The organism is Microvirga sp. 2MCAF35 (assembly GCF_052115545.1).
Classification (GTDB): Bacteria; Pseudomonadota; Alphaproteobacteria; order Rhizobiales; family Beijerinckiaceae; genus Microvirga.
The window spans coordinates 1-13,679 of record NZ_JBFRGW010000020.1 but is presented as its reverse complement, the minus strand read 5'-3'; the positions used below and the strand labels follow the sequence as shown (position 1 = coordinate 13,679).

The 13,679-nt window shown below is 62.2% G+C and carries 12 protein-coding genes; 10 read left to right on the top strand and 2 right to left on the bottom strand.

From position 1 onward, the window contains the following. Positions 1–47: 47 nt before the first annotated feature. Complete coding sequence (gene pepN, locus AB4097_RS11955; protein ID WP_442039736.1) at positions 48–2,699, bottom strand: aminopeptidase N; 2,652 nt, start codon at positions 2,697–2,699, stop codon at positions 48–50. A gap of 197 nt (positions 2,700–2,896) precedes the next feature. Here pepN and AB4097_RS11950 point away from each other — a divergent pair, with 197 nt between their 5' ends. The 10 genes from AB4097_RS11950 to AB4097_RS11905 all read left to right on the top strand — a co-directional run bounded on the left by AB4097_RS11950 (position 2,897) and on the right by AB4097_RS11905 (position 12,827). After that, the gene (locus tag AB4097_RS11950; protein ID WP_442039734.1) at positions 2,897–3,337 is read left to right on the top strand and encodes a VOC family protein; all 441 of its coding nucleotides are present in this window, start codon (positions 2,897–2,899) and stop codon (positions 3,335–3,337) included. Positions 3,338–3,476: 139 nt separating this feature from the next. Then, entirely contained in the window at positions 3,477–4,958 is a 1,482-nt protein-coding gene (gene xdhA / locus AB4097_RS11945; RefSeq protein ID WP_442039732.1) for a xanthine dehydrogenase small subunit, read from the top strand. A 3-nt stretch (positions 4,959–4,961) separates the two neighbouring features. Next, a complete protein-coding gene (gene xdhB / locus AB4097_RS11940) occupies positions 4,962–7,487 on the top strand; it encodes a xanthine dehydrogenase molybdopterin binding subunit (RefSeq protein WP_442039730.1) in 2,526 nt (841 codons plus the stop codon). Continuing rightward, complete coding sequence (gene xdhC, locus AB4097_RS11935; RefSeq protein ID WP_442039728.1) at positions 7,484–8,449, top strand: xanthine dehydrogenase accessory protein XdhC; 966 nt, start codon at positions 7,484–7,486, stop codon at positions 8,447–8,449. Before xdhB ends, xdhC begins: the two co-directional genes overlap by 4 nt. Positions 8,450–8,454: 5 nt before the next feature. After that, positions 8,455–8,940, top strand: a complete 486-nt coding sequence (locus AB4097_RS11930) for a nucleoside deaminase (RefSeq protein ID WP_442039726.1) — start codon at positions 8,455–8,457, stop codon at positions 8,938–8,940. Between the two features lie 70 nt (positions 8,941–9,010). After that, positions 9,011–9,676, top strand: coding sequence for an urease accessory protein UreE (locus AB4097_RS11925; protein ID WP_442039724.1), 666 nt, complete (start codon positions 9,011–9,013; stop codon positions 9,674–9,676). A 20-nt stretch (positions 9,677–9,696) separates the two neighbouring features. Continuing rightward, positions 9,697–10,167 carry a Cys-tRNA(Pro) deacylase gene (ybaK, locus tag AB4097_RS11920; protein WP_442039722.1) on the top strand — a complete coding sequence of 157 codons (471 nt, stop codon included), beginning with the start codon at positions 9,697–9,699 and terminating at the stop codon, positions 10,165–10,167. A gap of 85 nt (positions 10,168–10,252) precedes the next feature. Further along, a complete protein-coding gene (gene dusA, locus AB4097_RS11915) occupies positions 10,253–11,251 on the top strand; it encodes a tRNA dihydrouridine(20/20a) synthase DusA (RefSeq protein WP_442039720.1) in 999 nt (332 codons plus the stop codon). Between the two features lie 391 nt (positions 11,252–11,642). Next, a complete protein-coding gene (locus AB4097_RS11910) occupies positions 11,643–11,966 on the top strand; it encodes a hypothetical protein (protein WP_442039718.1) in 324 nt (107 codons plus the stop codon). A gap of 90 nt (positions 11,967–12,056) precedes the next feature. Then, the gene (locus AB4097_RS11905; RefSeq protein ID WP_442039716.1) at positions 12,057–12,827 is read left to right on the top strand and encodes an ADYC domain-containing protein; all 771 of its coding nucleotides are present in this window, start codon (positions 12,057–12,059) and stop codon (positions 12,825–12,827) included. A gap of 639 nt (positions 12,828–13,466) precedes the next feature. Here AB4097_RS11905 and AB4097_RS11900 read toward each other — a convergent pair. Further along, the coding region (locus tag AB4097_RS11900) for a hypothetical protein (RefSeq protein WP_442039714.1) at positions 13,467–13,679 on the bottom strand (213 nt) is incomplete at its 5' end.

Sequence of the window (13,679 nt, the reverse complement as noted above, 5' to 3'; positions counted from 1 at the left end):
CCCTGGGGAAATCTTGGAAAACCCACTAACCTATTAAAATAGATAGTCTATTTCCCTTGGCTCTCCTCAAGGGATCGGCTCACGATATCGCCTACATCGCGGGAAAGATTGGGCTTTTGCGCGATGGAACGAAGGGCCTCTTCCGCGTGCGAACGGCGCGTATTTTCCATCATCCGCCACGTGCTGAAAGCGGTCAGAAGACGAGCCGCGAGTTGTGGATTCAGCTCGTCCGTACGCAGCACGATAGAGGCCAGGAAGCGGTAGCCTGCTCCGTCCGCACGATTGAACTGAACCTGGTTCAGCATGGCGAAGCTTCCGATGAGCGCGCGCACGCGATTGGGATTGGCGATCGAGAACGCCGGATGCTGCATCAAACCCTTGATCCGCTCCAAGGTGCCATTCTCCGGAATGGCCGCCTGCAGCGTGAACCACTTGTCGAGGACGAGCGGCTCGTTGCGATAGCGCTCGCCGAACCGGGCGATGGCCTTCTCTCGCGCCTCGCCCGGCAAAGTGGTCAGGACGCTCAACGAGGCGAGCCGATCGGTCATATTGACCGCGGATTCGAGCTGCTGCACGGCAAGAGCTTCGCCCACGCCTGGATCGGCGGCGGCCAGCAGATCGAGGGAGGCGTTGCGCAAGGATCGGCGTCCGGCGCTGGCTGCATCAGGGCTGTAGGGACCCGTGTCGGTCAGCGACTCGTAGAAACGCCGCAGGTGGTTGGCGCAGCTCAGGCCGATCCGCCGCCTCATCTCCGAACGGGCCCGGTGAATGGTATCGGGATTTACATCCCGGCCGATTTCCTGCGCGATGTCCGCTTCGCTGGGAAGCGTGACGACGAGCGCCGCGAAGGCCGGATCCTCGCAGGCATCCCGGTCCATGAAGGAGGCGAGGGCCGCCGAGAAGGCATCGATTTCCGCGTCGGAGACCTCGGCCCCGGTCGAGAGGGCGGCCAGCAGGCGCATGGCGACCGTCTGTGCCGCCTGCCAGCGATTGAACGCGTCCATGTCATGGCGGAGAAGGACCAGCAACTCCTCGTTGGGAAGGTCGAGAGAAACCTTTACCGGAGCCGAGAAGCCTCGGAAGAGAGATGGAACGGGCAGGGATGTCACGCCCGTGAAGGCGATGCTGTCTTCAGGCTTGTCGAGCAGAAAGACGCCCCGCGAGTCCACGCGGTCGCAAGTGCCGTTCGACGGCGATCCGTCATGCATTACTAGGCCGAGCGCCACCGGGATCGCCATCGCGTCCTTCTTTACTTGGCCAGGCGTCGGAGACGTGCTCTGCGCAAGATCGAGACGATAGGTCTGCGCATCAGGGTCGTACCGCCCCTTCACCTTGACCCGCGGCGTACCGGATTGTTCGTACCAACGGGCGAAATGGGACAGGTCTCGGCCGGTCACATCGGCGAACGCGCGCAGGAAATCCTCCACCGTCGCTGCCGTGCCGTCGCAGCGATCGAAGTAGAGATCCATGCCGCGCCGGAAATCCTCGTCGCCGATGATGGTCTTGAGCATGCGGACGATCTCGGCGCCCTTCTCGTAGACGGTAGCGGTGTAGAAATTGTTGATCTCCCGATACTGCGTCGGCCGGACCGGGTGGGCGAGGGGGCTCGAATCCTCCAGGAACTGCCGCGCCCGCAAGGTCTTCACCTCGGCAATGCGGTGAACGGGGCGGGAGCGTTCGTCGGAGGAGAATTCCTGGTCCCGGAAGACCGTCAGGCCCTCTTTCAGGCAGAGCTGGAACCAGTCGCGGCAGGTCACGCGGTTGCCGGTCCAGTTGTGAAAGTACTCATGCGCGATGATGGCTTCGATGTGGGCGTAGTCCATATCCGTGGCGGTCTCGGGAGACGCCAGAACGTATTTGTCGTTGAAGATGTTGAGGCCCTTGTTCTCCATCGCGCCCATGTTGAAGTCGGACACGGCCACGATGTTGAACACGTCGAGGTCGTATTCGCGGCCGAAGACCCGCTCGTCCCAGCGCATGGAGCGCTCGAGGGCGTCGAGGGCATAATCGGCGCGGTCCTCCTTGCCGGGTTCCACGTAGATCGCCAGCTCCACCTCGCGTCCGCTCATGGTCGTGAAGTTTTTGGCGATGCGGCCGAGGCGCCCACCGACGAGGGCAAAGAGATAAGACGGCTTCGGGTGCGGGTCGTGCCAGACGGCATAATGCCTGTCGGAACCGTCCACGGTTCCGCTTTCAACCGGATTGCCGTTGCCCAGGAGAACGGGAGCATCGTCGCCCTCGGCTTCGATACGGGTGGTGTAGACGCTGAGAACGTCGGGTCGGTCGAGGAAATAGGTGATGCGCCTGAAGCCTTCAGCCTCGCATTGCGTGCAGTAATTGCCGCTGGACCGGTAAAGACCCATGAGCTTGGTATTGGTGGTCGGGTTGATCTCGGTCTCGATGGTGAGCGTAAACGGCTGCCGGGGAGCCTGCGCGATCGTAAGCGCTTGCGGCGAGGCTTCGAACTCCTCGCCCGCCAAGGTACGGCCGTTCAGAGCAACGGACTTCAGGTTCAACTCGTCTCCATCGAGAGCGAGCGGCGCATCCGGGCGTCCCTCCGGATTCGGCCGCATGGCGAGTGTGGCAATGACCCGAGTTTCCGTGGGGTGAAGTCTGACATCAAGCTCGACGCTGTCGATCAGGAAGTCGCTGGGTCGGTAATCCTCAAGGCGTACAATCGGGTTCGTGTCGATGCGCATCAGATACTCGTCTGAAACTGGGTTACGTCGAAAGCTAGGGCCTTGCGGAGGGACCTCCAGTCTGCTTGGAGCAGCATTTGTTAAAAGTCACCTGATCTTGAGCAAATCCAAGGCTTTTTCGGCGCAAGAAAAAGGTACCCCTTGATCTCCTCGACAAATACGCCATGACCTATCCCCGACCCATAGGGAAACTGATCATGGAATATCTGCACACGATGGTTCGCGTCTCGAACCTCGACGAATCCCTCGACTTCTTCTGCAACAAGTTCGGGCTGGTCGAGGTTCGCCGCACGGAGAACGAGAAGGGACGTTACACCCTCGTTTTCCTGGCGGCTCCCGACGACGTGGAGAAGTCAAAGGGTTCGAAGGCCCCCTTGCTGGAGCTCACCTACAACTGGGACGAGAGCGAATACACCGGAGGTCGTAATTTCGGCCATCTCGCGTATCGGGTCGACGATATCTACGAGACCTGCCGCAAGCTGATGGACGCAGGCGTCACCATCAACCGTCCGCCTCGCGACGGCAACATGGCTTTCATCAAGACCCCGGACAACATCTCGATCGAATTGCTGCAGCGCGGCGAGCCGAAGCCCGTGCAGGAGCCATGGGCGTCGATGCCGAATACCGGTACCTGGTAGGCCAAAGCCTCAGGGACGGGGCAATCCGACCCCGGTGACGGACAGTCTCGCTTAGAGGCGCCCTTGGCGAAAAGGTCTTGCTCCGCCATTCTACCCGGCTCACCATAACAAGGCCGGGTGCAACCGGCGGAGGATCATCGTGGTACGAGACACAATCCGCTTCTGGCGGAACGGACAGGCCGTCGAGGTTTCAGGCTTTCACCCGCGCACCACGCTTCTGGACTACTTGAGGCTTCAGGAGCGTCGCGTTGGCACCAAGGAGGGGTGCGGGGAAGGCGATTGCGGTGCCTGCACCGTGGCGTTGGGTCGGGTGAGGGGCGGGCGCGTCCGTTACGAGCCTGTTAATGCCTGCATCCTGCTGCTCGGCCAGATTGATGGAGCGGAACTCGTTACGGTCGAGGACCTGACCGCAAACGGGGACCTGCACCCGGTTCAATCCGCCATGGTGGCGCATCACGGGTCGCAATGCGGCTTCTGCACCCCCGGCATCGTGATGAGCCTTTTTACCCTCTATCACGAAGGCGAGCGGCCCTTGAGCCGCGAGAGCGTCAACGATGCGCTGGCCGGCAACCTCTGCCGCTGCACCGGTTATCGGCCGATCGTCGATGCAACCCTTCAGACCTGCAGCCAGCAAGCCGACGATGTGTTTTCCGCAAATAACGAGAAAACCGCGCATGGGCTCATGAGCCTCGCCGATGGGCGTGACGTCTTCATCGGCAACGAGACCCGTTTCTTCGCCGCACCGGCGAGCGAGGATTCTCTTGCCGCGTTATATGCCCGGCATCCTGATGCGACCTTGGTCGCCGGCTGCACCGATGTCGGCCTTTGGATCACCAAGGCCATGATGGAGATCGAGAAGGTCATCTGGCTCGGGCGCGTGGCGCGCCTCGACCTGATCGAGGATTCCTCGGATAAGCTCGCGATCGGCGCAACGGTGACGCATGCGGAGATCCATCCATCCCTTGCTCGGATCGATCCCGATCTCGGCGAAATCATGCGCCGCTTCGGCTCGGTGCAGGTGCGGGCCTCGGGAACGGTGGGCGGCAGCATCGCCAACGGTTCGCCCATCGGCGATCTCGCGCCGGCCTTGATTGCGCTTGGCGCGATATTGGAGTTGCGACAGGGCGACACCACCCGCACCTTGCCTCTCGAAGACTTTTTCATCGCCTATCGCAGGCAGGACCGAAAGCCGGGCGAGTTCGTGAGGCGGCTGACGGTGCCGAAGCTGCAGGCCGATGAGGCTTTCCGCGCCTACAAGATCTCGAAGCGCTTCGACGAGGACATTTCATCGGCTCTCGGCGCCTTCAAGTTCACGCTCGACGGACGGCGTATCGCGGACGTCCGCGTTGCGTTTGGCGGTATGGCGGGGACGCCCAAGCGAGCGGCCGAGACGGAGCGGGCGCTGATCGACCTGTCCCTCGATGAGCCGTCGTCCTGGGGCGAGGCCATGGCTGCGATTGCACGGGATTACCAGCCTCTCGACGACCACAGGGCATCGTCCGCATACCGCTCGACAATCGCGCGCAACCTCGTGTTCAAGGCCCTGAGTGAAACTGCGTCGGGCGAAACACGGGCGACGCGGATCGTCGGCCAGCGCGACGCGCTGCAGGCGGCGGAGTAGAGCATGAACGAGCAGCCAAAACTTGCCGCCGCTGCCACCCCCCCCTTGAGGGGGGAGGTCGCGCCGCAGGCGCGGGAAGGGGTGGGAACAGATCCATCGGCCAATGTTGCGCCGTCACCCCACCCCGGAGCGCTGACGCGCTCCGACCCTGCCCCACCCAAGTCGGATGTTTCCGACGTGGGAAACCAAGAGCGGATCTCGGGAACACCCGAGATCCGGGGGGAGGGTTATGAAGCTCTTCGCCACATCCGCCGACCCATCGCTCATGATTCCGGCATCAAGCATGTTCAGGGCTCGGCACAATATATCGACGACATCCGCGAGCCTGAGGGCACGCTGCACGTCGCCATTGGCCAATCGCCGAGGGCCCGTGGGCGGCTGGTCTCTCTCGACGTGTCGGCCGTGCGCGCCTTGCCCGGCGTCGTGGCCGTTCTCACCGCAGCCGACATTCCCGGAAAAAATGACGTATCGCCGGCCTTCGGCGACGATCCACTCTTCGTCGACAAGGAGATCAGCTTTCTCGGCCAGGCTCTGTTCGCCGTCATTGCGACGAGCCGCGATGTCGCGCGTCGTGCCGTCACGAAGGCGATTATGGACATCGAGGCGGAAACACCCAGCATCACCGTCGAGGATGCGCTCGAACGCGGCGAGACGGTGCTGCCGGATTATGCTTACGGGCGTGGGGATCCGAAGGCGGTGATCGTGAAGGCGCCGCGGAAACTGGAAGGCCAGTTCCGCGTCGGCGGGCAGGAGCACTTTTATCTCGAGGGCCAGATCGCCATGGCGGTGCCGGGCGAGGATGGCGACATCCACGTCTATTCCTCGACGCAGCACCCAACGGAAGTGCAGCACGTGGTCGCCCGCGTGCTCGACATTCCCGATGCCTATGTGACCTGCGAGACGCGTCGCATGGGCGGCGGCTTCGGCGGTAAGGAAAGCCAGGCGACGCAATGGGCCGTCACGGCGGCTCTCGCGGCCCGCGTGACGGGCAGGCCCTGCAAGCTCCGCCTCGACCGGGACGACGATTTCGTCCTCACCGGCAAGCGTCACGATTTCCGCTGCGACTGGCAGGTCGGGTTCGACGACGAAGGTCGCATCCAGGGCTACGCGGTCGACCTGCTGGCCCGCTGCGGCTATTCGGCGGATCTCTCCAGCGGCGTCGTCGACAGGGCCATGTTCCATGCGGACAACGCCTATTGGATGCCGGCCGTCCACATCGCCTCGAAACGGCTGAAGACCAACACAGTCTCGAACACCGCCTTCCGCGGCTTCGGCGGCCCGCAGGGCATGCTGGCCATCGAACACGTGATGGACCAGATCGCCTGGGCAACAGGGCGCGATCCACTTGACGTGCGCTACGCCAACTTCTACCGGCCTGGCGAGAACGTGACGCCTTACGGCATGGAGGTCGAGGAGACGGATACGCTCCTCAATCTCGTGCGCACCCTCGAAGAGACATCGAACTACCGCTCGCGTCGCGAGGAAATCGCGGCCTTCAACGCGTCCTCGCCGATCATGAAGCGTGGGCTCGCGCTGACGCCCGTGAAATTCGGCATCAGCTTCACGCTCACTCATATGAACCAGGCGGGAGCCCTGGTGCATGTGTATCAGGATGGGTCCGTGCATCTGAACCATGGCGGCACCGAGATGGGGCAGGGGCTCTACATCAAGGTGGCGCAGGTGGTGGCCGAAGAGTTCGGCATCGCCATGGAGCGGGTGCGCATCACCGCGACGACCACGGCCAAAGTGCCGAACACGTCTCCGACGGCTGCTTCCTCCGGTTCCGATCTCAACGGCATGGCGGCACGCGTCGCGGCAGGCGCGATCAAGAGGCGCATGATGGCCTATGCGGCGGAAGCCTACGGGGTGCCGGAAGAGCAGATCGTGTTCCGCGACGACCGGGTCTTCATCGGCAACGACAGCGTTCCTTTCGACGAGCTGGTGAAGAAGTGCATTTTCGCCCGAGTCTCGCTGTCCGAGGCCGGGCATTACAAGACGCCCAAGATCACCTGGGATCGGGCGAAGGGCACAGGGCGCCCGTTCTTCTACTTCGCCTATGGGGCGGCCTGCTCGGAAGTGATCGTCGACACGCTCACCGGCGAGAACCGCCTGCTGCGCGCCGACATCCTCCACGACGTGGGCCGCTCCCTCAATCCGGCCATCGATGTCGGCCAGATCGAAGGCGGCTTCGTGCAGGGCATGGGCTGGCTGACCACGGAGGAGCTGATCTTCAGCACGGAAGGCCGTCTGCTCACGCATGCGCCGTCCACCTACAAGATCCCGGTCGCTTCCGACGTGCCTGCCGATTTCAACGTGGCGCTCTATCCTAACGAGAACCGCGAGGAGACCATCTATCGGTCCAAGGCTGTCGGCGAGCCGCCGATCATGCTGGCGAACAGCGTGTTCTGCGCCCTCGCCGACGCGGTCCATGCAGTCGATCCATCGAAGCCCGTACCGCTCAACGCACCCGCCACGCCTGAGGCGATCCTGCGCGCCTGCGAGAGCCTGCGGGGGAGGCCCATGGGGTGAGGGTCTGGCGCCAGCTCACCGATTTCGTGGCGCGGCACGGAAGCGCCGCCCTCATCACCGTGCATGACGTGAAAGGCTCCGCCCCTCGTGAAGTCGGCGCGCGCATGGTCGTGCGGCCCGATGGGGCCTTCCACGGCACCATCGGCGGAGGGCAGCTTGAATTCCGCATGCTCGACATCGCCCGCGAGATGCTGGCGGCGGGTCGCGGTCCGGCGCGGATCGTCGATCAGGCGCTCGGGCCCGATCTCGGCCAATGCTGCGGTGGCCGAGTGAAGATCCTCATCGAGACTTTCGACCAGCAGGACCTCGAAGACCTCGCTCCTCTCGTTGCGGCTGAAGCCGGGGGCGGGTTGTTCGAGGTCGAATGCCGGATGGACGGAGGCCGCGTGCGGCGCGAGATCTCCTCCGCCGTGGGGGACGACCGCTGGACCGGCTGGCATGAGACACACGGCGAAGTTCGGACTCCCGTTCTCATCTTCGGTGCCGGGCATGTGGGACGGGCTCTCGTCCTGTCGCTCGCGCCCCTGCCGTATTCGATCCGCTGGCTCGACGACCGGGAGGATGCCTTTCCCTCCCATGTTCCGGCAAACGCGAAAGCGGTCCGTATGTGGGCCCCCGAGGCCGAGATTGCGGAGGCGAGGCCGGATTCGCTTATTCTGGTCATGACCCACGACCACCCCCTCGACATGGCGATCGCGGCTGCGGCCCTGAGGCGGGATTTCCCCTATGTCGGCCTGATCGGCAGCGCCACGAAGCGGGCCCGCTTCGAAAAGCGGTTCCGGGAACTCGGGATGCCAGAGGAAAAAATCCGCTCGCTCGTCTGCCCCATCGGTCTTCCCGGCATCGCGGACAAGGATCCGGCCGTCATCGCCGCCTCCGTGACGGCGCAGCTGCTGCAGGTTCGGGAACGTGGAGGCTTGGAGCGAAATCTCTCGCCTCCCGCCGCCTCAAACGATACATAAGCTCCATGAGCACCATGAAGACTGAAGACCAGCGCTACCTGGCGCGTGCCATCGAACTCTCGCGCGAGCACATGGACAAAGGGGCCGGGGGGCCCTTCGGTGCCGTGGTCGTGCGCGACGGCAAGGTTCTGGCCGAGGGCTGGAACCAGGTGACCTCATCCAACGACCCGACGGCCCATGCCGAGGTCACGGCGATCCGCCGCGCCTGCCAGGAAATCGGCGATTTCTCCCTGGAGGGTGCGACACTCTATACGAGCTGTGAGCCGTGCCCTATGTGCCTCGCCTCGGCCTATTGGGCCCGGGTGAGCCGCATCGTCTTCGCCAATACCCGGAAGGATGCGGCCGATATCGGCTTCGACGACAGCCTGATCTATGACGAGATTCCCAAACCCATCCCCGAGCGCGTCCTCCCGATGGATCACCTGCCAAGCCTGGAAGCCAAGGCCGTGTTCGACGCCTGGGCGGACAAGGAAGACAAGGTCAGGTATTAATCCGGGATTGATCTAGGTTCCGTCCGACGCCTTCTTATCTAAGCCTCACCGACATTCATCGAGACAAGCCATGCCCCGAGTCACCACGATCGTCCGCAAGCCCGCCGTGAAGGCCGACCGCGTCGTCGATACGATCAGCCTCGACCACGAAGCCCGCAACCGCCGCCATGGCGTGCTGAAGGCCGAGGGCGGGACAGAGATCCTGCTCGATCTCGACATGGAAACCACCATCAACGACGGCGATGCCCTGCGGCTGGAGGACGGTCAGCTCGTTCAAGTGAAGGCGGCGGCCGAGTCCCTGCTGGAAGTAAGGGCCGAGAATCCCTTGCGCCTCACGCGCTTGGCTTGGCACCTCGGCAGCAGCCATGGACTGGCGGAGGTCACGGCGGACGCCCTTTACGTCGAGAACAACCCGGCCATCGCCGAGCTGGTGCGCGGGCAGGGCTGCACGGCGACCCCGGTCGAGCGCCCGTTCAAACCCGAGAAGAGCGCTCCTATGTGCGATCACGACCATGGGCACCACCATCATCATGGTCATGCTCATAGCCACAGCGAGAGCCATAGCCACGCTCACTCCCACAGCCACGAGCATCATGACCATGGGCACGCTCATGCCCATGACCACAAGCATGATCACGACCATCATCACCATGACCATGCTCATCATCACGAGCACGGCCCCGGCTGCGGGTGCGGCGGCCATCACCATGACCACGGTCACAAGCACGATCACTGACCGGCTTTGATTTTTCGACGATGTCCAAAACGACCCGTGCGACCCAGGCGCTGCAGCAGGCCGGAATCCCCTTCACGATTCATGCCTACGAGTACGACGCGAATGCGGAGCGGATCGGCCTGCAGGCGGCCGAGGCCATGGGAGCCGATCCTGGTAGCGTGCTCAAGACCCTCATGGTGCTGGTGGACAACAAGCCCGCCTGCGTGATCCTGCCCTCCGACCAGGAAGTGAATCTGAAGAAGCTCGCCGCCACCCTCGACGGCAAGGCGGCCCAGATGATGAAGCCGGCCGATGCGGAGCGCATCACCGGCTACCATGTCGGGGGCATCAGCCCCTTCGGTCAGAAGAAGCGGGTCCCGACCGTGCTGGAGGAATCTGCATTGGAATATGCAGAGGTGTTCATGAACGGCGGCCAGAGAGGGCTGCAGGTCAAGCTCGACCCTCGGGCAGCGGCAGAGGTGCTGGGCGCGACTGTGGCCGGGGTGATCTAGGAACAGCGCGGCCTATTTGCCTTGTAGCTGTCATCCCCATATGAAAGGGCCTTCCTCAAGCCCTAGACCCGCTGTTTTGCTGACCATGATGCAGAAGTTTTTCACCGTAGCCCCCATGATGGATTGGACCGACCGGCATTGCCGGGCGTTCCATCGCATCCTGTCGCGCCGGGCGCAGCTTTATACGGAGATGGTCACCACGGGGGCGGTCATTCATGGACCGCGTGAGAGGCTCCTGGGCTTCAGCGAGGTCGAGCATCCCGTGGCCGTTCAGCTTGGCGGGTCCGATCCGAAGGACCTCGCGCAGGCGGCCCGGATCTGTGCCGATTTCGGCTATGACGAGATCAACCTCAATGTGGGCTGCCCGTCCGACCGGGTGCAGAACGGCCGCTTCGGAGCCTGCCTGATGCAGGAGCCGGTTCTGGTGGGCGATTGCGTGGCCGCCATGAAGGCGGCGGTATCCCTGCCGGTGACGGTGAAGTGCCGGATCGGCGTCGACGACCAGGATACGGAAGAGGCTCTGACCCGCCTGGCCGACTGCGTCGTGGCGGCGGGCTGCGACGAGCTGACGGTCCATGCCCGCAAGGCCTGGCTCAAGGGGCTTTCGCCGAAGGAAAACCGGGATATTCCGCCCCTCGACTACAGCCGGGTCTATCGCCTGAAGCAGGCACGGCCGGATCTTCCCGTCGCCATCAATGGCGGGATCAAGACATGGACCGAGATCCACGAGCATCTGAGGCATGTGGATGGGGTGATGCTGGGGCGTGTGGCTTATCACGAGCCTGAGATCTTGCTCGCGGTCGATCCCGAGCTTCATGGCGAGGAGCCACCAGTGGCCGACGGCTTCGAGGCGGTGGAGGCCTATGAGCCCTATATCGCGGCGCAACTCGCGAAAGGCGAGCGCCTTAGCAACATCACCCGCCATATGCTCGGTCTTTTCACGGGCCGTCCGGGTGCCAGAGCCTATCGTCGCCATCTGGCAACCGAGGCCGTGAAGCCGGGTGCGAATTTGAAGACGTTGCGGGAGGCCGTTGCGCATGTCTCGCGAGAAGTCGCTCCCACGGCAGCAATGGCCCTGGCTTGAACAGCGCCATTTTTGACGGGTCGGTTTGAAGGGGCTGGAGTTTAAGGCAGTCCTCTTGTCGAGTGGCGAACCAGTCAACCGCGATAATCGCCATTGCGGACAAGGCTTCCCCTCGCTCGAAGGGTTCCTTCTGTGAGGGAAAGCCAGATCCGGCGGATACAACTCACGATGCTATCGGCGGCGCATCTGGAAATCATCTCGTTGCATGATGATGCACCCTAGGGCTGCATCCTGCGCTGCAAATTGAGATGAGCTCACGGGATCGCTTGCTCCCAGGCACATGCCAAGAGACACGTTATAATTGCTTTACTATAACATTTCATATCGTAAGATCTTAACGGACACCCCGTTCGAGGGCGTCCATAAGAATGTGTACTAACGGAGGTTAGTGATGAAATTCTTTCCTAAGCCAGCATCGCTCTCGCGGATTGCGCTTCTTTGCGCAGTTCTTGGGGCTTCAGCCGCGACGCAGGCTCAAGCTTTCTTCCGTATGGATGACCGGCCACCGCCGAATGGTGCTAATGGCACCAGCCTGAATGGTCTCACGCTGAATGGCCTGACCCTGAACGGCCTTACTCTGAATGGTCTCACGCTGAATGGTCTCACGGTTAATGGCCTGACCGTGAACGGTCGCGACGTTGGTGGTCGCATCGTTCAGGATCTCTCGCCTCATGCCGTCACTCTGCCGAACGGCGAGCGCGTCGAGTTGCGCTAATCGACTCTTCCCAAAGAGGACTGGCCCCTTCGTTTCTGACGAGGGGGCCTTTCATTTTCAATGTGTCGCTTTCTGCTCCGTTGCCTTCGAATGGGCATCCTGCTCGCCGCCCTTGCCGTGCCTGCTGCAGCCCGGGAAGGGCACTTCGCTCTCGATGATCTGGATCTCACGCTTCACCTGAGCGACGGAACGGTCCTGAGGGGCGATGCGCTGATCGGCCTGACCCTCGTGGCCGGTCTGCAACCCAACGAGTTCGAGATTCATATTGACGACATCGTCCGTGGGGGCCGGCTCGCCGATCGTGGCATCACCTTCTACCGCATGTCCGTCAAGAATCCCGCAACGGGAGTGCCGCAGCCCCTATGCGATATCGATCCCGATGGCGAGCGCGCCGCCTTTGCCTTTCCGGATGGAGCGGGAGGTTTCTCCATCACCTGCACCAGCGGTGCGGAAGGCAAGTGCATTCTCTTCGGCTATCTGCCGTGGGAAACGAGAGATGGTGTTCCGCTGCGCGATCTTCATAAGGCCTGCATCCACATGCTGCGGGCCGATTATGGTGGCGATAATCGTCCCACCACCCGCAACGGCACTGCCGTGAACGTCTATGATCGTCTCGGTATTCAGCATCCCGATCCGGCGCCGGGGATGGACTTCGAGGCGGCCTGGGGGCCCGATGGCGCCGTCTGTGTTTCTCACACCCGCATCGCCGACAACATCAGCCTGGAGGAATTGGCCGAGCGTTATCCCCGGCTGCGCGGAAAGCTGGGGCCACATGTTTGTTCGGAGGATGCCGTGCGGGCCGATCCGAGAGCACTCGTCTTCAATCAATCCGTTCTGACGTGGCGCAGAGACAAGCGGTAACGAACGTCCAACGGACACCAACCGACCCGCGCATCAGCCCCGCTTCAGCGGGGCTTTTTGTTGGCACACGGTGTGCCGCACAGGTGCACCTATCGGCAACGTCTTCAGTTTTGCCGCCATCAGATGCCCGCCCGTGCCTCATAAGCTTATCCTGCCGGGATCGTCGGGTCTGCCTCGCAGGAAAGGCAACCTCGAATCGCCCGTAGAGCATTCCTTAAGAAACTCGCGATATCGAGCCTCCGCAATAACGGGCAAGCGATCGAGTGGAGATCACGGAAGAGCGGACCCGCTTTTCAACGCTGACCGGGAAGCCGGAGCGTAGGGGGGCAACCGTTAAAACAAAGCATCGTTGCGTGTGGATATTGGGGGCCATGCAATGCACGCGTGCAAAGCAACCTAGGGTTATTTACTAAAATTTTCTCAACGATAAATGAAACCAATTCAATCTGAAATAGAGCTAAATATAATTTAGCTCAACTGAAAATGAGCCGCAAAGTAAGCTTTGCAAAGATGCATAAATAACGTTGCATTTCAGGCTATGAAGTAAGGTTATTACGTGTATTTTCCTCTGCGTGAACAGGCGAACTGCCGCTGAGTCACTTCGCAGAAAAAGCAATCTAAGGGGATAAATATGCGTATTCAGTCTTGCTTTCCGATTATCGTTGTCGCATTCGGCCTTTCGGTAGCCTCTGGTGCAAGTGCGGTTGAGATAACGAACGGCCTGAGCACGAACGGCCTGAGCACGAACGGCCTGAGCACGAACGGCCTGAGCACGAACGGCCTGAGCACGAACGGCCTGAGCACGAACGGCCTGAGCACGAACGGCCTGAGCACGAACGGCCTGAGCACGAA